This is a genomic window from Streptomyces sp. NPDC001933 (assembly GCF_042890955.1).
In the GTDB taxonomy this organism is placed as follows: domain Bacteria; phylum Actinomycetota; class Actinomycetes; order Streptomycetales; family Streptomycetaceae; genus Streptomyces.
Genome location: NZ_JBIASS010000004.1, coordinates 326783 through 346902, shown reverse-complemented (window position 1 = coordinate 346902; position 20120 = coordinate 326783). Strand labels below are relative to the sequence as shown.

Below are 20120 nucleotides of genomic sequence, written 5' to 3'. Positions count from 1 at the left end.
TATTGTCGTTTCAGGGACGACGGCTGGAAGAAGGACCCACGACCGACGACTGCGCCGGTCGGCGTGGGCCCGGCCTCAGGCAGCCGAGGAGCCGATATGCACACACGCAAATTCAGGACAGCGCTCATGCTGTGCGCCGCCACGGCACTCGCGGCGGCGATTCCCGTTCCGGCATCCGCATCCGCGTCAGCACCCGCCGCCACGGAGTCCCGCTCGTCGACACGTGTGGTGGCCGTCGACTGCTTCTCGAACCCACAGGTACGGCCCGACGACTTCCTGCTCGCCTGCGGCGACGGCAACAACCGCCTCATCGACATCCAGTGGTCCCACTGGGGATCGCAATCCGCCGTGGGCAGGGCACTTGACGCGGTGAACGACTGCGAGCCCTACTGTGCAGCCGGCAAGTTCCACACCTATACCGTCATCGTCCGGCTGGACCGCCCTCAGTCCTGGAAGGCCCATCCCGAGCTGCGGCAGTTCACTCGCATGCAGCTCGTCTACACCGAGGGCAGGCCGGCATACACCGAGCGGGTCATGACGCACGAGCTCTGGGACTGACCGCTCCCGGGCCCGGCCGCGACGGAGACACCGGCCGCGAGGTGATGTGCGTGAACGCTCGCGAATGCACAGGGAACACCGGCGGCCGATGGCGGCCCGGGTACGTGGCCGCCGCGTTGGTCTTCGCCATCGGGATGGCCGGGACCACCCTGCCCACCCCGCTGTACGGGCTCTACCAGGAACAGCTGGGATTCTCCGAGCTGATGGTGACGGTCGTCTTCGCCGTCTACGCCGTCGCCGTGATCACGGTGCTGCTGGTGGCGGGGAACTACTCCGACGAGAGCGGCCGAAGACCTGTGCTGCTTTGCGCACTGGGCCTGTCGGCGGCGAGCGCGGGGTGCTTCCTGGTGGAAGGGGGTCTGCCGCTGCTCTTCGCGGGGCGGCTGCTGTCCGGCTGCGCGGCCGGTCTGCTGAGCGGTGCGGCAACGGCGGCCGTGATCGAACTGGCGGGCCCCGGGCACAAGGCACGTGCGGGATTCGCCGCCACCGCGGCGAACATGGGCGGTCTGGGCTGCGGGCCGCTGCTCTCCGGGATCCTCGCGCAGTACACGCCCTGGCCGCTGACGCTTCCGTTCTGGGTCCATCTGGGCCTGGTGACCGTGGCCTGCGGGATCACCTGGCTCCTGCCGGAGACCGTCGCCGAGCCGAAGCGACGGCCGCGCCTGAGGCCACAGGGGCTGTCCGTCCCCTCCGAGGTGAAGGGGGTCTTCCTGCCCGCCTCGCTGGCGGCCTTCGCCGGCTTCGCGCTTCTGGGACTGTTCACGGCGGTCGCACCGAGCTTCGCCGAGCGGACGCTCGGTGTGCACAATCTGGCGGTCTCGGGCGCCGTGGTCTTCTCCGTGTTCCTCGCTTCGACGGTCGGGCAGTCCCTGTCCCCGCGGATCGGCGCACGACTCGCACTTCCGGTCGGCTGCGGCATCCTCGTCGCCGGACTCCTGCTGGTGGCGTCCTCGCTGATCGCCGAATCCCTGCTCCTGCTCGTCCTGGGCGCCCTGTGCGGCGGCACCGGCCAGGGGCTGGCCTTCCGTGCCGCGCTCACCCTGATCAGCGGCGTGGCCCCGGCACGCAATCGCGGCGGCACCATTTCGGCGTTCTTCGTCGTCGCGTACGGCGGGATCTCGCTGCCGGTGGTCGGCGTCGGCGCCCTGGCGACCTGGCTCGGGCTGCGCCAGGCCGGGCTGATCTTCGCGGGCTGCGTGATGCTGCTGGCTGCCGGCGCGGGCACGTACGCGGCGCGCAGGCTGCCCCGGGTGCCGGATCTGCAACCGGGACCACCACCCACGGCGTCCTCCCGGTCCTGAGTACGGGACAGCCCTTGCCCGGCCGGAACGGGCGCCCAGGGCCCGTACTTGTACATGGTGCCGTTTCGAAATCGGCGTTCTGCGTGGGAGACGTTAGTGATGAGTGGTCAGCAGCCGGACCCGGGAAGGGCCTCTCAGGTCTTCCAACCGCTTGAGGGAGACGACCCGACCACCATCGCCGGATACCGGCTGGCCGCCAAGCTCGGCGCGGGCGGCATGGGCAAGGTGTACCTGTCGTACACACCCGGCGGGCGGCCGGTGGCCATCAAGGTGATCCGGCCCGAGTTCGGCGAGGACGCCGAATTCCGCCGCCGGTTCGCCCAGGAGGTGAAGTCCGCGCAGCGCGTGCAGGGCCTGTTCACCGCGCCGGTCATCGACGCGGCCACGGACGCCGCGCACCCGTGGCTCGCCACCGCGTACGTGCCGGGCCCCTCGCTCGCCGACGCGGTCGTCACGCACGGGGCGCTGCCCGTCGAGACGGTGGTGCTGCTGATCGCGGGCATGGCCGAGGCACTGCACGTCATCCACGGCGCGGGCATCGTCCACCGCGACCTCAAGCCGTCCAACGTGCTGCTCGCCGCCGACGGCCCCCGCGTCATCGACTTCGGCATCGCCCACGCCGCCGACGCGACCTCGCTCACCGGCAGCGGCGTCACCATCGGCACCCCCTCGTTCATGGCGCCGGAGCAGGCCGCCGGGCGCAAGGTGACCCCGGCCACCGACGTCTTCGCGCTCGGCCAGGTGGCGGCCTACGCGTCGACGGGGACACCGGCGTTCGGCGAGGGGACCTCGCACGGTGTTCTCTACCGGATCGTCCACGAGGAGCCCGACCTCACCCACGTCCCGCCGCGGCTGACGGAGCTCGTCAGCCGCTGCCTCGCCAAGGACCCGGCGGCCAGGCCGTCGATCGCCGAGGTCATCGCGCTCTGCCAGTCCGCGAACGCGGAGACGGTGCTGCGCCGCCCCGAGGACTGGCTGCCCGCCCCGGTCTCCGCCGACATCACGGTACGCGCGGCGGCCCCGGCCCCGGTCCAGACCCCGCCGCCTCCGGCCGCCGCCCCGCCCGGGGCGTACTCGCCCACCGCGCCGGTGGCCCCGGCGACCCCGCCTCCGGGCTACGGTCCGCCCGTGGCGCAGCAGCTCACTCAGCCGGCTCAGCCCTCTCCCGTCCCGCCACAGCCCCAGCCTCCGTACCAGGTGCCCCATCCGGCCCAGGGCCAGGCCCACGCCAACGCCTACGCTCCGACCCAGTTCCCGACGCAGGCGCATACGTACCCCGGCACCCCCGCTCCGCAGACCACGCAGCAGGCGCCCCAGCGCCCCGAGGGCTCCGGCAAACGGCGTGCTGTCACCGCCATCGCCGCCGCGCTGGTCCTCGGCATCGTGGCAGGCGGCACGCTGTACTTCCTTCTCAAGAAAGACGATCAGAAGTCGCAGGCGAGCAGCTCCTCGGGCGGCAGCCAGACCAGCGGCGCGACCGGGAACGAGAAGCCGAGCGGGGACAAGGAGAGCGACTCCAAGCCGAGCACCAAGCCCCGGCCGGAGCCCGCCGAGTACAAGGGCGTCAACCTGCCGGCCGGCTACCACCTGACGCTCGGGGACGACGACGTCCGGCCCCAGAAGGGCGAGGACGGTGAATACGAGCTCTCCTACGACACCGGCCGGTACCTCGACTCCGAGACCACGGGCGGCACTCTCGTGCTCCTCGATCCGGGCCAGGTCGGATCGCTCGATGTCTGCCTCGCGGAGACCCGGTTCACCGAGACCATCGAGCTCAGCACGCTCTCCAAGGGCAGGCAGATCTGCGTCACGACGGGTACCGGGCACATGGGCCTCGTGACGGTCCAGGGGCTCCCGAGCGAGGATTCGCCCAGTGAGTACATGACGCTGGACCTCACCGTCTGGCGCAACGCCGCCGGGACCGCCGCCGGCAACTGAGCCCTCCGCGGTACGGTACGTCGCCCCGGCCTCCGGCAGGACACGGAGGCCGGGGCGACCTGCCTGGTACGCCCGGACGTCTCCGGCGTCCTCCCGGTGGCAGGGCCGGCCGGATCCGGGCCAGCATTGACCCATGTCGCTCGATCAAGGAGACCTCATGCCTACAGCGGTACTCGGTGCGACCGGTGGTCAGGGTGGCGCGGTGGTCGCCGCCCTGCTGGAGGCGGGAGGTGCCGTACGGGCCGTGGTGCGCGATCCCGGCAGTGGGCGGGCCCGTGCGCTGGCGGCGGCCGGAGCGGAGGTCGTGCCGGGCGATCTGTTCGACGCGGCCTCGCTCACCGAGGCGTTCCGGGGCGCGAAGGCCGCGTTCGCCGTCACCACCCCGTTCCAGGACGGCCTGGATGCCGAGGTCGCCCAGGGCGCAGCCATCGTGCGGGCGGCCGCGGACGCCGCGCTGCCCCATCTGGTGCTGGCCTCCGTCGCCAGTGCGGACCAGGACACCGGTGTCCCGCACTTCGAGACCAAGGCCAGGACCGAGGAACTGCTGGCCCGCTCGGGACTGCCTGCGACGGTGGTGGCACCGGCCTATTTCTACGACAACGCCCTGGGTTCCCGGGACGAGGTGGCCGCCGGTCTCCTCACCATGCCGATGCCCGGTGACACTCCCCTCCAGCAGGTTGCGCGGCAGGATCTGGGACGAGTCGTTGCCGCGGTCGTCGCCGATCCGGACCGCTGGACCGGACAGCGGATCGAGGTCGCGGGCGACGACCCCACTCCGGTCCGGATGGCCGAGGAGATCGGGCGGGCCGCGGGTGGCACGGTCGCGTTCCGCCAGTCGTCACTGGAGGAACTGCGCACCGTGAACCCCGACATGTTTGCCATGTACAGCTTCTTTGCGAACGGCGGTTACCGGGTGGACATGGCGGCCCTGCGGACACAGTTCCCCGCCGTCCCCTGGACCTCCTACGCCACGTGGGCGGACGCCCAGGACTGGCCTGAGCCCCGGGGGTGACTCCGCGCACCGCGGACGGTTGCTCCTACCAGGTCACGGCGATCCGCTGCGGACTGCGGGAGGTGCTGCCCAGGTGCCATTCGACGGATTCCGGGGGCTGGGCCAGGCGCAGGCCGGGAAAGCGCGCTGCGAGCCGGTGCAGGGCGAGCCGGAGTTCCAGCCTGGCCAGCCAGACGCCCAGGCAGTAGTGCGCGCCCGCTCCGAACGCCAGGGTGGGCGCCGCCAGGGGCGCGAACAGGTCGTCGAGCGGCCGGGGCGGGAACACCTCGGGGTCGCGGTTGGCCGCGCCGCAGTCGGCGAGGACCACCGCTCCCGCCGGGATCGTCACGCCGCCGACCTCGGTGTCGGTGGCGGTGTGGCGTGCGGTCCCCCGGTCGTCGCCGAGCGGAATCAGGTGCAGCAGGCGGTCCGCCAGTGTGCCGGCGGCCTGTTCGTCCGCTCCGAGCCGGGGCCAGACCTCCGGTCGCTCGCCGAGCAGATAGAGCAGTGAATTGCTGAGCATCGTCATCGTGCTGTCATGGCCGCCCACGACCAGCCCGCATACCAGCTCGACGAGTTGACTCTCCGGGATGCCGCCCTCCTCGTCGGCCGCCTGTACCAGCGCGCTGGGCAGGTCGTCGCCCGGCTGCTTCCGCCGCTCGGCCAGCAGCCCGGCTCCGAAGGCCGCGAACTCCTCCAGCACGGAGGCCATTTCCTCCTCCGGGTGGGAGCCGTCCGAGAAGGCGTACTGGCTCCAGTGGCGCAGCGGCTCTTGGGCTTGGCTGTCGAGGCCCATCACCCTGCTGATCACGGCGACCGGGAGCGGGAGGGTGAAGCCGGCCACCAGGTCCGCCGGGCGTGCGCTGTCCGCGAGTTCGTCCAGGCGCTGTTCGACGATCTCGGCGATCCAGGGCCGCCAGCGGGCGACGGCCCTGGGCGTGAAGGCGCGCCGCATGGTGCGGCGCAGGCGCAGATGGTCCTCGCCGTCCTGGTTGAAGATCAGGTCGACGCTGCTCACCAGGCCGGATTCGCCCGACAGGGACGGGGAGTCCGGCGGGTGGAGCTCGGCGCGTCCGAACCGGGAGTCGGTCAGCACCATGCGCACGTCGGCGTATCGGCTCACCAGCCAGGCCGGGGTCCCATCGGGTAACTCGACGGGCCGGGGCGGGCCGGGTGGGTCGAAGTCCAGCCGGTGCAGCGGGGGCAGGGGCGGGCCGGGGCGGGTGTGGGCGTCGGCGGGGCAGGACATGGGGCCTCCTGGCTTGCGCGGGTGCGGCGAACTGCTGGGTGCGGGCGGGTGCGGGTGTTGCGCCGGGCCGGGGGTCAGAGCTCGACGAGTACCTTGCCCCGGTTGGCCCCGCTGTCCCGGTAGAGGCTCCGGTAGGCGTCCGGGATGTTCTCGAAGCCGTGGTGGAGGGTGTGTCCGCAGCGCACCTCGCCCCGCCGGACCAGGCCGCCGAGCTCGTCGTGGAGCGCGCGCCAGTTCTGTTCGGTGAACCATTCCAGCGAGAAGATGCCCCGTACGTGTGCGCGCGGGAACATGATGTAGGGCAGCAGTCGCGGTCCCGTGACGTCGCGGCCCACCTGGGTGGCCCACTGCCAGCACACGGCCACCTGGCTCTCGATGTTGAGCATGGAGAACACGGCGTCGGTGACAGTGCCGCCCAGATTGTCGAAGTACTTGTCGACACCGTCCGGCGCGGCCCACAGCAGCGCGTCCCGTACCGCCTCGCTGTTGTCCCCGTGGCGGTAGACGACGACCGCGTCGAACCCCAGCTCGTCGAGGTAGTCCGCCTTCTCCGGCTTCGATGTGGTGCCCACCACCCTGGCCCCCGCGAGCTTGGCCAGCTGGCCGACCAGCGAGCCGACGGAGCCGGAGGCGCCGCTGATCACGACGGTGTCCCCCGGGCGGATCGACATGAACTTGGTCAGGGTGCCCCAGGCGGTCATGCCGGGGCCACCCATCACGCCGAGTGCGGTGGGCAGCGGCAGCACGTCGTCGTACCAGTCGGGGTCCAGGCGGCGGAAGGCCGGGAAGACCATCGGGAACGTGCCGGTCTGCCAGGGGGTGGCGGCGCCGTTGCTGACGAGATGGGTGCGCCAGCCGCCGAACCCCTGCACCAGGTCACCGGGGCGGTGGGCGGCGAGCGGGCCCGCTTCCAGCACTTCCATGATCGAGTCGGCGCCCATGTGCGCACCGAGCGGGGTGTCCAGCGCGATGCCCTGGAGGTAGGGGTCCACCGATACGTAGCGCGTCCTCAGGAGCATCTCGTCCGCGGCGAGTTCGGTGTCGATCTCCTCCTCGATCTCGCCGTAGACCCGCTCGACGTCGGGGATGCCCTCGACGTGCTCGCGCACCACCCATTTCCTGGCCCTCATCCCGCTGCCTCTCTCCCGACGGGGGCCGGTCGGCCCTCCGTGAGGGGCCGCGGCACCGGCCGGGGCCCCACCTCGATGACCCGATGGGTCGGTGACGGACCGCTTTCGTCGATGGACGCGGTGAACGCGCGGCCGTCGTCGCGGCAGATGAACTGCATGACGTGCCGGCCTGCCGCCGCCGCGCGGATCAGGCCGCCGGTGGTCGCCCATACGCCGGACTGGTAGAAGTTCCGCAGCCCCGGCAGGCCGGGGCCGTGCCGTTTCACGAGCTTCTCCAGCGTTTCGCCGCTCTCCACGAACGGCTGCCAGCCGAGCACCGTGCCGTCGTAGTTGCCCGTGTAGCGGACCTGGGTGAGCGGGCTGGACACATCACGGACGGCGATCGCGTCGGCGATGCCGGGGTGCTGCCGCTCCAGGAACGCGACGAGTGTCTCGCGGGCCCGGCGCTTGGCCGCGTAGTAGCCGCGGCCGTGGCGCACCGGGAGCGTGTGCAGCTCCTGCCCGCCCCGGCTGCGGGTCGCCTGTTCCGGTCCTTCGTCCAGGGCGCGCCAGGGGGCGATGTCGCAGAAGTAGGTGACGTACGCGACGCTCGTCCCGGGTGGGGAGAGCTCGGGGTAGTGCTGATTGCGGAACTGGACGTTGATGCTGGGGTGCCGGATGCCGGTCAGTGCGGCCGCTTCCGTCTCGTCGAGCAGGTAGGTGGTGCAGGGGTCGGCGTAGGGGAAGTCCCGGCGCAGGCCGAGGAAGAGCGTGAAGTAGCCGGGGAACACCATGCCTGGTTCCCGGATGGTGCGGGTGTAGAGGCGCCGGTACTCCTCGTTGAGGTAGCGGCCCTTCAGCAGGTCCATCATGGTGGTGCGTCCGTCGCAGGCCGAGACGATGATGTCGGCGCGCAGTTCACGGCCGTCGCTGAGCCGCACCCCGACCGCGCGGTCGTCCTCGACCAGTACCTCCTCGACCTTGGCGTTGTAGGTCACTTCGCCGCCGAGCGCGCGGTAGCGCCGCTCGATCGACTCGGCCAGCCCGAGCGAGCCTCCTTCGGGGACGCCTGCGGAGAGGTTGGCGTGCGAGGCGAGCTGGAAGTGGAACGGCAGTACGGGGAACGCCGGATGCTTCTCGTACAGGATGAAGTTGAACGCCTCGCGCAGCAGGGGGTCCTTGAACCGCGCCGAGAAGTCGGTCATCAGTACGCCGATGGATTTGCGCACGACGTTGAAGTACGGGATGAAGGAGGCCAGCATGCGCCAGCGTTCCGTCGTCGGCATCAGTCCGACCGGTCTGAGGAACGGGTAGACGGCCAGGCATTTGCGGAAGGCGCGCAGTTGCTTGCAGAAGTCCCTGATCAGGGCCGAGTCGGCGGGCGAGAGCTCGGTGAGGTGGGCCTGGAGCCGGTCGGGGTCGGAGTAGAAGTACACGGCCCGTCCGCAGCGGCCGCGTACGACGTTGAACACGTCGAAGTGCCGGATCTCCTTGCCCTGCAACGCGCCGAGCTCCAGCCAGATCTGGTGCATCTCGTTGCCGGGACCGCTGCCCAGGAGCCAGCTGACGCAGGGGTCCAGTCTGAAGTCGCCCCGGTCCCAGGCCGTGCAGCAGCCGCCGGGCAGTTCATGCATCTCCAGGACCTGGGTCCGGTAGCCGTTCATCCGGGCGTAGCACCCGGTGGACAGCCCGCCCAGCCCTGCGCCGATGATGATCATCGACTCTCGTTCGGAACGCGGCATGAACCTGTTCTCCTCGGTGCTCATGTGCGGGTGTCACCACGCATGGACCAGTTGTCGAGCTGGGGCAGCCGCCCCAGCTTTCCCGGATGCCAGGGTTCGGTGCCCCGGCTCTCGGTTGCCGTGAACCCGCGTCCCAGCTCGTCGCAGAGGTACTGGACGACGAAACGCCCGGTGGACGCGGCGCGGATCAGCCCGCCCATGCCGACCCACTGACCGGCCATCGAGAATCCGCGCAGGCCCGGCAGGCGCATGCGGTCCTTGCCGACCAGCTTGGCAGCGATGTCGTCGGCCTCGGAGAACGCCTTCCAGGCCAGGATGGAACCGTCGTGGTTGCCGGTGTAGCGGCGGGTCGTCGCCGGGGAGGCGACATCGACCAGCTCGATGCGCTCGCCCGTGCCCGGCAGCCGGCGTTCCAGGAACCTCCTGACGAAGTCGGCCACTTGGCGCTTCTTCTCCCGGTATTCCTTGCGGTCGGCGGCGCGCAGTTCCTTCCAGTACGCGAAGTCGCTGAAGTAGGTGCAGTGGATGACCGATCTTCCGGGCGGCGCGAATCCGTCCGAGTAGTCGGAGCGCATCTGCACCACCACGCTGCTCTGCAGTGCGCCGGGCAGCTGTTCCGCGTCCTGCGGGTCGAGCAGGTAGGTGGTGCTGTGGGCGCGGTCGGGGGCCAGCTCGCCCCGGACGCCGACGAAGGCGGAGACCACGGCGGGGAACAGCGTGCCGGGGCGGTGCAGCAGTTCGTCGTAGAGCTTGTCGATCCGCGGTCCGGTGTACCGGCCCTGCAGGAGGCCGTGGATCGTGGTGTGGCCGTCGCAGGCCGCGACGACGTGGTCGGCGTAGTACCGCTTGCCGTTGCGCAGCTCGATCCCGACGGCGCGCCCGTCCTCGACCAGGATCCGTTCGACGCGCGCCCGGTAGCTGATCTCGCCGCCGAGCCCGGTGTAGCGTTCCTCGATGGACCGGGCCAGACCGAGCGAACCTCCTTGCGGGAAACCGGCGTTGTCGTGGTGGGCGCCGGCCATGTTGAACAGATACGGCAGGAGCGGGAAGCCCTCCGGGTCCTGGAAGAAGATGTTGCGGAACGCCCTGCGGAGCAAGGGGTCCTGGAACCGGTCGGCGAATTCGTGCATCGGTGTCGCCGCGGTGCGCCAGAACAGGCGGAACGCGGGCAGCACGGTGCGCAGCAGCGCCGCTCTCTCCCGTACGGTGCGCAGGGCGGGGGCGGTGAGGAACGGGTACAGCTCGATGTCGGTGAACCGGCGCAGATCACGGCAGAAGGAACGGATCAGCCGGTCGTCGGCGGGCGAGATCCCCAGCAGGTGGTGTTCCAGCCGGTCCGGGTCGTTGTAGAAGGTCACCGAGCGCCCGTTCTCGTCGACCACCCGGTTGAACATCTCGAAGTTGGTGATGGTCTTGCCGTCGAGCGCGCCCAGTTCGCGCCACACCTGGTTGGCTTCGTTGCCGGTGGCCGTGCCGATCAGCCATTCGATGCAGTAGTCGAAGATGTAGCCGTCGCGCGACCAGGCCGTGCAGCAGCCGCCGGGCAGCACATGCTTCTCGAAGATGCGCGAGCGCATCCCGTTCATCTGCGCGTAGCACCCGGTGGACATTCCCGCGACGCCGGCGCCGATCACGATGACCCGGGGGCTGCCGTCCTTCTCCCGGCCGGGAACGCTCCAGTCGTCCTCCGTCTCATCGGCCATCGGCGCCGCCCTCCTGGAGGATGCCGCGCACCAGCTCGGCGTTGCGTGCCGCGTGCTTGGGGTCGAGCATGTCGGCGTGGTTCCCGGAGCCGCGCAGCAGGGCGGTGGCCGTGGTCGAGCTGCCGTGCCAGGTGCCGGACTCGCCGGCGGCGTAGAGTGCCGTCTTCTCCTGGTCGGTGATCACGCTGACGGTCGCGGACACCGTGCCGAGGTTCGGTGTGCGCCCGCAGAAGGCCAGGTACTCCGCGGCGTGGTCGAGGGTCTCGCGGGCCACCGCGTCCGATCCGGTGTGCTTGCGCAGGTGCTCGGCCAGTTCCGCCTCGAAGAACTCGATGTGCTCGGGGCCTGGTTCGTACGGTTCGACGATGCGGTGCGAGTCCAGCACGATCACATGGGCGACTTCGCGTCCCCGGCTCTCCAGTTCCTTGGCCACCTCGAAGGCGAGGTTGCCGCCGAGCGAGTAGCCGAGCAGCAGGCATCGGCCCTCGGGCCGTTGCGACTCGACGAGGTCGGCGTAGCGGGCCACCTTGTCGGCCCCGGGGACGTAGTTGAAGGCGATCAGCCGGTACTCCGGCAGTGCGGTGGCGAACCCCCGGTAGACGAGTCCATGGCCGCCCGCCGGCGGGAAGCAGAACACGGTCCGATCCCGCTCGCTGTTGAAGCTGAGGCAGGGCAGGTCGTCGGCGATCGATCCGGTGGCCAGGCGCTCCAGCGTCGCGGCCATTCCGTGCAGGGTCGTGACCCGGTACAGCAGGCTGACGGGGATGCCGACGCCGAATTCCTTGCGCAGCCGGTGGATCAGCTCGATCAGTTTGATGGAGCTTCCGCCGGCCTCGAAGAACTCCTGTGACAGGCCGGCCCTCTCCAGTCCGAGCAGTTCCTCCCAGTGCCGTGCCATGCTCAGCTCGAAGGGTGTGTGCGGCGTCTCCTCGGGTTCGTCGTCCGCGTCGAACCGGGGCGTCGGCAGGGCGGTGGGGTCGACCTTGCCGTTGGCGGTCAGCGGCAGTCGCGGCAGTACGACGAAGTGTGCCGGAACCATGTACGCGGGCAGCCGCTCCCCGAGGTGGCGGCGCAGCGCGCGCCGGTCCAGTGCGGCCCCCTGGGCCGGTACGCAGTAGGCGACGAGCACGTCCTCGCCGCGGGCGTCGGGGCGCACCGTGACGACCGTCCGGGCCAGCTCGGGGCGCTGGGCGAGGTGTGCCTCGATCTCGCCGATCTCGATCCGGTGGCCCCGGAGCTTGACCTGGTCGTCGACCCGGCCGAGCAGATGGACCCGGCCGTCCGCGTCCCAGCGTGCCGCGTCGCCGCTGCGGTAGAGGCGTACGGGGGCGGCGCCCGGCTCCCGGCTCAGGGTCCGGGTGACGAAGCGCAGGTCGGTCAGCGCGGGGTCGCCCGCGTAGCCGAGGGCGACGCCCTCGCCGCCGATCCACAGCTCTCCGGGCACACCGGGCGGCACCGGTTCGCCGTGCCGGTCGAGCACATGGAGCGTGCTGTTGCCCAGGGGACGTCCGATCGGCACCGTCCGGCCGGGTTCCAGGTCGTCGACGGGTCCTTCGAAGAAGGCGCTGTCAATGGTCGCCTCGGTGACTCCGTAGGAGTTGATCAGCCGGGTCTGCGGCCCGCACAGGTCGTGCAGCCGTCGGTACTCCCCGGCCTTCCACACGTCCGACCCGACAACCAGCAGACGCATGAAGTCCAGGCTCAGGTCCCGGCGTTCGCAGTGGTCCATGAGTCCGCGTACGACGGCGGGCACGAACTCCGCGCAGTCGACGCGCTCCCGGCGCATCGTGGTGTACAGGCGCTCGGTGTCGAAGAGCAGATCGCGGTCGACCAGCACCAGGCTGCCGCCGGAGCACAGCGCCCGCACCACGTCGCCGGTGAAGACGTCGAACGACGGGGCGGCCATCTGGAGGTGTACCCGGACGTCGCGGTCCAGCCGGTATTCCTGGAGCCAGGCCGCGTAGGCCGAGGCGAGGTTGCGGTGGCTGACCCGCACGGCCTTGGGGAGGCCGGTCGAGCCGGAGGTGTGGATGATGTACGCGGCCGAGTCGGGACCGCTCGGGTCCACGGCGCCGGTCCCGGCCTCGCTCCGGCCGTCCGGGTCGGGAACGGCTTCCGGGTCCGCCTCGTGCAACTCCCGCAGCGTGAGGGCCCGGACCGGCAGCCCTGTCATCCGGTCCCGGCAGGCGTCGTCCTCGACGACGACGAGGGCGGCGCCCGCGGCCCGGACGGCGTGGGCGGCGCGGTCGGCCGGGTGGTCGGCCGGGATCGGGAGATAGGCGCCGCCGGCCTTGAGGACCGCGAGCAGTGCGACGACGAGGTCGGGCGACTTCTCCATGCAGAGCGCCACCACCGACCCGGCACCGGCCCCGAGCGCGCGCAGCCGCCGGGCCAGCTCGTCCGAACCGCGGTCCAGTTCCGCGTACGTGAGCCGACGCGCCGGCCCCTGGAGCGCCGGGGCCGTGATGGCCACGGCATCCGGGCAGCGGGCGGCCCTCTCGCTGATCAGCCGGTGCACCGGGCGGAATCCGTCCGTCCCGCCCTCTCCCGCAGCCGGGGGCAGGGCGATGCGTCCGGCGCCGCTCCACTCGCTGATCAGCCGCTCGCGCTCCTGGGCGTCCAGCATCTCCAGCCGGGAGGTGGGCCGGTCCGCCGGGGCACGGGTCATGCTGTCGAGCAGTGCGGTGTAGTGCGATGCCATCCGCCGCATGGTCTCCGGCAGGAACAGGTCGGTGTTGTACTTCAGGACGCAGTGGAAACGGCGCTCCGCCTCGTCCTCGTAGACCGACAGCGTCACATCGAACTGCCCCTCTTCTTCGGGTAGTTCGATGTACTGGAGCCGGTATCCGTACTTCTCGGTGGCGACCTTGTGGGTGAGCAGGATGAACATGGCCTGGAACACCGCGGAGCGGCTGGGGTCGTGCTGGAGCCCCAGTTCGTCGACCAGCAGCACGAAGGGGTACTCCTGGTTGTCCAGGCCGCCCAGCACCGTGGTACGGACCTCTTGGAGCAGCCGGGCCACCGACGGGTCGCCGGACAGATCCGCGTGCAGCGGGAGCGGATTGACGAAGTAGCCGTAGACGGAGGCGAAATCCTGCTCGGTCCGGCCGGTCACCGGGCTGCCGACGATGACCTTGTCCTGACCGGAGTAGCGCTGCAGCAGCAGGTAGTAGGCGCTGAGCAGCACCATGAAGGGGGTCACGTCGTGCTCGCGGGCCAGCGTGTGCACCCGGGCGCTCAGCTCGCCGTCCAGGACGAAGAACTCCGAGGCGCCGTTGTGTGTCTGCACGGCGGGGCGGGGCTTGTCGACGGGCAGTTCCAGGGTCGGCACCTCGGCCGGCAGGTGCGAACGCCAGTAGTCGAGCATGCGCGGCACCGCGGGTCCGGCCAGGAAGCGGTTCTGCGCGTTGAGGAAGTCCAGGTAGCGGGCGGTGACGGGCGGCAGCGAAGGGGCCTGCCCCTGGCGCAGACCCTCGTACACCGCCAGGAGCTCCTCGATGAAGGTGAACGTCGAGATCGCGTCGGAGACGATGTGGTGCACCGCCTTCATGATCACCCAGCGGTCGGGGGCGCGCTTGAAGAGGCGGAAGCGGAAGAGCGGGTCGCTCTCCAGGTCGTACGGCTTTCGGTACTCGGCGACGATCGTGCGGTGGATGTCCTCCCACTCCTGGTCCTGCACGTCGAACAGTGCGACGTCCGGGCTCGCCTCCGGCGAAACCTGCTGCAGCGGCACTCCGTCCACCGTGCGGAAGTTGGTGCGCAGGGCTGGGTGCCGTGCCACCATGCGGCGCACGGCCTCGAACATGAGGTCGGGATCGAGTGAGACCCGGACCTCGACCGCGCCGCCGATGTTGTACGCGTAGCCCTCGGGGTTGAGCTGCCTGAGGAACCACAGGGCCTTCTGGTTCTGTGTCAGCGGGTGGCTGAATTCGTCCTCGAACACCTCCACCTCGCCCGTTTCCGTTCCGCCGGCCTCGTGGGCCACCAACTCGGCCAGGGCGTCGTGGAGTTGTGTGATCAGTTCGGCGACCGGGGTGCCGCTCAGCAGTGCCACCACGGGCGGGGCGACGCCGAGCTCGGAGCTGATGCGGGCGCGCAGCTCCATCGCCAGGAGCGAGTCGAGCCCCAGCGCGTTGAGCCCGGCCTGCGGATCGACCCGGTCGGGGCCGGTCCGCAGCACCGAGGCGGTCAGTTCGACGAACCGTCCGGTCACCAGGGACAGACGTTCAGCCGTGTCCGCGTGACGGAAGGTTTCGAGGATGCCCTCGCCCGGCCCGGAGGCCGCCCTGGCGGGGGCCGCCGCCGCCAGCTCGGCGACCAGCCGGGGCGGTGAGGCGTACCAGGCCTGGAACACCGGCCAGTCGACGACCGTGGCGACGAGCAGCTGGGCGCGGTCCTGGCCGATGACGCGTTCCAGCACGGCCATGCCGACGTCCGGTGCGAGCGAGCTCATCCCCCGGTTGTGGAGGTAGTGGTCGACGAGCCCCAGCTCCTCGATCATGCCGGTGGCCCAGGGGCCCCAGTCCACGCTCAGCCCCGGCAGCCCGAGTGCCCGGCGGTGCTGGGCCAGCGCGTCCAGGAAAGCGTTGCCCGCGGCGTAGTTGGTCTGGCCCGCCGTGGTCAGCAGCGAGGCGATCGAGGCGAACAGCACGAAGTGGTCCAGCGGTTCGTCCCGCAGGTGGCGGTGGAGCAGCTGGGCACCGATGGCCTTGGGGTCGTGGGCCTCGGCGAACGTGCGGTGGTCCATGTCCTCGACGAGGATGTCGCGGACCTGACCGGCGAGATGGAACACGCCGCGCACCGGCAGCGGATCGGTGCGCCGGTGAGCGTCCAGCCAGGTCGTGAGCGCGGCTTCGTCGGTGATGTCGAGCGGTGCCAGGACGACCCGTGCCCCGAGCGCCTCCAATTCCTTGACGAAGGCGGTGGCACGGCCCGCGGCGGTGTCGGGGGCGAGCTCCCGCCAGATGGAGCGCTCCGGCAGTGCGGTGCGTCCGATCAGGATCAGACTGCGCGCGCCACGCCGGACGAGCGTCCGGCAGAGCAGCCGGCCGAGCGCTCCGAAGGCGCCGGTGACCAGGTAGTTCGCATCGGTGCGCAGTCGTAGCGGAAGGGGGTGTGTCAGTTGTTCGGCCCGTCGGATGCGGCTGGTCCGGCGGGCCGAACCACGGAGCGCGATCTCCTCCTCGTCGTCGGTGAGGAGTTCACGCAGCAGCGCACGGGCCTCGGCCCGGCACTCCTCGTCGCCCGGCACCCGGGGGCCCAGGTCGATCAGTTTGCCGGGGTGGGAGGTGAGCTCCTGGTGCCTGAGCACCCGGCCCACTCCCCACGCCGGTGCTCCCAGCGGCTCGACGGTTTCGCCGGGCTCGACATGCTGGGCGCCACGGGTCACGATGTGCAGCCGGCCGGCCTTCCCGCGGCGGAGCAGCGTGCGGGCGAGCGCGATCAGCGAGTAGGCCCCGGCGGTGCTGGTCCGTACGAGGTCCTGCGGTGAGGCCTGGGCGAGCGCAGGCAGGTCGAGGTTCCACAGATGCACGATCGATCCGACGCTCCCCGCTTCGCCCGCGCCGCCGCTGTGCTCGCCCTCCCTGCCTTCGCCCAGGTCGGTGAAGAGCCGCTCCAGGTCGGTGGCGGACCCCGGAACGACCGTGAACCCGTCGCCTTCGTCCCCTCGCCGGTACGTGTCGCCCGGACGAACCAGGTGGCAGCGCTCGCCCCGGGCCGCCAGCAGGGCGCGCAGGGCGTCGCCGACGCCCTGGCTGTCGGAGAACACCAGCCAGTCGCCGCCGGTGGGTTCGGTGGGGCGGCCTTCGGCGCCGGTGGCCGCGCCGTGTCCGGCCTCGTCCGTGGCGGGGTCGAGCGGGCTGTCGATCCAGACGGTCTCGGCGAGCCAGGAGTCGATCGTGCCGAGTCCGACCGTGGTGGAGGCCTTCTCCACGTCGGCGGCGCGGAAGCCGTTGATGGAGCCGAGGGGTTCGCCGCTGTCCGCGTAGACGGCCATGTCCCCGACGAGCTCGTCCGCGCCGTCGCGGGTCACCGTGGCGTGCACCCAGATGGGCCGGTCTCCCACCGGGGCGAGGCGCAGCTCGTCGATCGACAGCGGCAGGCGGATCCCGGTCGTCCGGCGTTCCGGTCCACCGGTAACCGCGCCGGTGCCTTCGGCTCCGAGCAGTTGTGTCGTCAGCAGCGACTGGAAGCAGGCGTCGAGCAGTACGGGATGGATGTGGTGTCCGGCCGCGTCGTCACCGATCACCGCGGGCGGGCGCAGACGGGCGAGCACCTCTCCGGAGCCGATCCACACCTCGTCGATGGCCCGGAACGCGGGCCCGTAGTGGTAGCCGAGGGCGGCGAGCTCCGCGTAGCAGTCCTCGCCTCCCAGCCGGCGCCGGGCGCGGGCCCGGATGGCTTCGGTGTCGGCGGGGGGCCCGGCGGGCCGTGGCTGGCCCGAGCGCACGACTCCGCTCGCGTGCACCGCCCGGCCGCCCTCGTCCGGCCCCTTCGACGCGATCGTGAACGCCGCGTTCTGCGAGGAGAGGGTCAGCCGGACGGCCCGGTCCTCGCCCTCCGGCAGGAACAGCGCCTTGCGGAACTCGATGTCCGTCAGCACGACATGGGTGCCGCCGGTCAGGGCACGGACCGCCTGCGTGGCCATCTCCAGGTATCCCGCTGCCGGGAAGACCACCGTGGACTGGATGCGGTGGTCGTCGAGGTAGGGCAGCCGCTCGGTGTCCAGGGCGGTGTCCCACGTCGGTTCGGTGTCCGCGGTGCGACGGCCCAGCAGAGGGTGGTCGGCGTGGCCGAGACGGACCTGGGCCACGGGTGCGGGCTCCGTCCAGTAGCGGTCTCGCCGCCACGGGTAGCGGGGCAGGACCACGGGTCTGCCCGCCGGGTGCAGGGTGTCCCAGGCGATGGGGACGCCGAGGTTGTGCAGCTGGGCCAGCGAGGCGGCGAAGCGCTCCGGCTCGTTCTCCTGGCGGCGGATCGACGGCAGGGTCGGTGCGGCCGCGCCCCGGTCTTCGAGGCACTCGCGGATGGAGTGGCCGAGCACCGGGTGCGGACCGATCTCCAGGAACAGTCCGTATCCGTCGTCGGCGAGCCGGTCGACGGCCGAGCGAAAACGGACCCGGTGGCGGACGTTCTTCCACCAGTAGCTCGCGTCCAGCTCGCTGCCGTGCGCCGTGCCCTCCTGCCCGGTCAGGTACAGCGGAACCGTCGCCGCCCGGGGAGCGAGATCCTCCAGCGAGGCCAGCAGTTCGTCCTTGATCACCTCCATGCCCGCGCTGTGGTACGGAACCTGCACCGTGAGGAACTTGGCGAAGACCTGCTCGGCGTGGAGCCGGTCCGCCAGCTCGGCCAGTGCGTCGCGGTCGCCGGCCAGGGTGACCGCCGAGGGGCTGTTGACCGCGGCGACGGACACCCGGTCCCCGAACTCGGCCACCCGGGCCTGCGCCTCGTCCTCGGGCAGGCTCACGGCGAGCATGGTGCCGGTCCCGGTCAGCTTCTGCTGGAGACGGCTGCGGTGCAGCACCACCTTCACCGCGTCCTCCAGGGAGTAGACCCCGGCCTCGTAGAAGGCGGCGACCTCTCCGGTGCTGTGACCGACGACGGCGTCGGGCCGCACACCGTACTGGCGCCACATGGCCGCGAGTCCCACCTGGACAGCGAAGTTGGCCGGCTGCGCGAGCCAGGTCTCGCCCATGCGCGAGCCGGCTTCGTCGGCCCTCATCTCCTCGATCAGGGACCAGCCCGCGATCGATCGGATGACTCGGTCGCAGCGGGTCACGGCGTCCCGGAACACCTCGTCGCCGTCGAGCAGTTGGCGGCCCATCCCCCACCACTGCGGACCCATCCCGGTGAAGACCCAGACCAGGCCGCGCTGTTCGGCTTCGAGCTGCCGGCCTTGGACGACTCCGGGGTGCGGTTCGCCGCGCAGGAATGCGCCGAGTGCCTCGTCCAGTCCGGCCCGCGAGGAGTACACGACGGAGAGCCGCGACTCCAGGTGCTGGCGGCGGTGGGCCAGTGTGTAGCCGAGGTCGGGGAGCGATGCCTCGGGGCCGTGCGTTCCTGACAGCTCGCGGCGGATGCCGGCCGCCACCGCCGGAAGGGCTTCCGGGGCGCGGGCGGTCAGCGGGAGGATGTTCCAGGCCCGTTCGGCGGGCGGGTCCGACGGAGCGCTCCGCTCCGGTGCCTGCTCCAGCACGACGTGCGCGTTGGTGCCACCGAACCCGAACGAGTTCACCCCGGCCCGCGCGGGTCCCTCGTGTGCGGGCCACCGGGTCGGCTCGGTCGGGATGCGGTACGGGGACGCCCCCTGGTCGATGGCGGCGTTCAGCTGCTCCAGGTTGATGTGGGGCGGGATCATGCGGTGCTTGAGGCAGAGCACGGTCTTGATCAGGCCGGCGATGCCGGCCGCCGATTCGGTGTGCCCGATGTTGGTCTTGACGGAGCCCACGTAGCAGGGCGCGTCCGGCCGGCGGCCCTCGGCCAGCGCCCGGCTCAGCGCGTTCGCCTCGATGGGGTCGCCCACCGGCGTGGAGGTGCCGTGCGCCTCCACGTACTGGAGGTCGCCGGGCGTGATGCCGGCCTCGCCGCAGACGCGCCGGATGAGGGAGACCTGAGCGTCCGCGTTAGGCACGGTGATGCCGTTGGTCCGGCCGTCCTGGTTGACCCCCGCGCCGAGGATCACCGCGTGGATGGGGTCGCCGTCGCGCAGGGCGTCGTCAAGGCGTTTCAGCGCGACCAGGCCGACGCCCTCGGCCCGTACGTAGCCGTTGGCCGTGGCGTCGAACGCGCGTGAACGACCGTCGGGCGACAGGAATCCGCCCTTCGTCTCGGCGATGGTGTACTGCGGCGCCATGTGCAGCAGGACACCACCGGCCAGCGCGAGATCGGTCTCCCGGTTGTTGAGGCTCTGGCAGGCGAGGTGCACGGCGACCAGGGAGGAACTGCACGCGGTGTCGAGCGAAAGGCTCGGTCCGCGGAAGTCGAAGCAGTACGAGAGACGGTTCGAGACCATCGTCATCATGGTGCCGGTGGCGGTGTGGGCGGCGAGTGACGAGAAGCCCAGGTCGGAGAATTGCAGGATCTTGTAGTCCAGTGTGAACGCACCGACGAACACGGCGGTATTGCTGCCCGCGAGCTCCGCGGGCCGCTGCCCACCGTCCTCCAGCGCCTCCCACGCGACTTCGAGCAGCTTTCGCTGCTGCGGGTCCATGTGGTCGGCCTCGCGCGGGCTGATGCCGAAGAAGGCGGGGTCGAATTCGTCGAAACCGTCGATATATCCACCGCGGCCGCCGATCAGACGTCCCGGTTTCTCCTTGTGTCTGCTGCCGAGACTGCCGACGTCATAGCGATCGGCCGGTGTCGGTGTGATGCAGTCCTTGCCCTCCATGAGGTTCTGCCAGTACGCGCGGTGGTCCGACGCACCGCCGGGCAGTCGGCACCCCATGCCGATGATCGCTACTTTTTCGCTCACGGAGGCACTGTTCACGTCGGGCAAGGCTGTAACTCCTCAAGTCGTGACGCCGAGGAC

Annotated in this window: 9 protein-coding genes; 4 read left to right on the top strand and 5 right to left on the bottom strand. The window is 71.0% G+C overall.

Annotated elements, in window-relative coordinates; all coding sequences use genetic code 11:
* The first annotated feature begins 96 nt into the window (after window positions 1-96).
* The 4 genes from ACFYY7_RS12590 to ACFYY7_RS12575 all read left to right on the top strand — a co-directional run bounded on the left by ACFYY7_RS12590 (window position 97) and on the right by ACFYY7_RS12575 (window position 4809).
* Window positions 97-558: a hypothetical protein gene (locus tag ACFYY7_RS12590; RefSeq protein ID WP_388660540.1), complete on the top strand. Its 462-nt coding sequence runs from the start codon at window positions 97-99 to the stop codon at window positions 556-558.
* A 44-nt stretch (window positions 559-602) separates the two neighbouring features.
* Complete coding sequence (locus ACFYY7_RS12585; protein WP_388660538.1) at window positions 603-1859, top strand: MFS transporter; 1257 nt, start codon at window positions 603-605, stop codon at window positions 1857-1859.
* A 99-nt stretch (window positions 1860-1958) separates the two neighbouring features.
* Window positions 1959-3797, top strand: a complete 1839-nt coding sequence (locus tag ACFYY7_RS12580) for a serine/threonine-protein kinase (RefSeq protein WP_388660535.1) — start codon at window positions 1959-1961, stop codon at window positions 3795-3797.
* A 157-nt stretch (window positions 3798-3954) separates the two neighbouring features.
* Complete coding sequence (locus ACFYY7_RS12575) at window positions 3955-4809, top strand: NmrA/HSCARG family protein (RefSeq protein ID WP_388660532.1); 855 nt, start codon at window positions 3955-3957, stop codon at window positions 4807-4809.
* Window positions 4810-4834: 25 nt separating this feature from the next.
* Here ACFYY7_RS12575 and ACFYY7_RS12570 read toward each other — a convergent pair whose 3' ends face one another.
* The 5 genes from ACFYY7_RS12570 to ACFYY7_RS12550 form a co-directional block, all read right to left on the bottom strand.
* Window positions 4835-6037, bottom strand: coding sequence for a cytochrome P450 (locus tag ACFYY7_RS12570; RefSeq protein ID WP_388660529.1), 1203 nt, complete (start codon window positions 6035-6037; stop codon window positions 4835-4837).
* 74 nt (window positions 6038-6111) lie between these two features.
* Window positions 6112-7167, bottom strand: a complete 1056-nt coding sequence (locus ACFYY7_RS12565) for an MDR family NADP-dependent oxidoreductase (protein WP_388660525.1) — start codon at window positions 7165-7167, stop codon at window positions 6112-6114.
* Window positions 7164-8888 carry a phytoene desaturase family protein gene (locus ACFYY7_RS12560; RefSeq protein ID WP_388660522.1) on the bottom strand — a complete coding sequence of 575 codons (1725 nt, stop codon included), beginning with the start codon at window positions 8886-8888 and terminating at the stop codon, window positions 7164-7166. The genes ACFYY7_RS12565 and ACFYY7_RS12560 overlap by 4 nt, the downstream gene beginning before the upstream one ends.
* Before the next feature lie 20 nt (window positions 8889-8908).
* Window positions 8909-10591: a phytoene desaturase family protein gene (locus tag ACFYY7_RS12555; protein WP_388660519.1), complete on the bottom strand. Its 1683-nt coding sequence runs from the start codon at window positions 10589-10591 to the stop codon at window positions 8909-8911.
* Window positions 10581-20087 carry an amino acid adenylation domain-containing protein gene (locus ACFYY7_RS12550; RefSeq protein ID WP_388660516.1) on the bottom strand — a complete coding sequence of 3169 codons (9507 nt, stop codon included), beginning with the start codon at window positions 20085-20087 and terminating at the stop codon, window positions 10581-10583. The genes ACFYY7_RS12555 and ACFYY7_RS12550 overlap by 11 nt, the downstream gene beginning before the upstream one ends.
* Window positions 20088-20120: the final 33 nt, after the last annotated feature.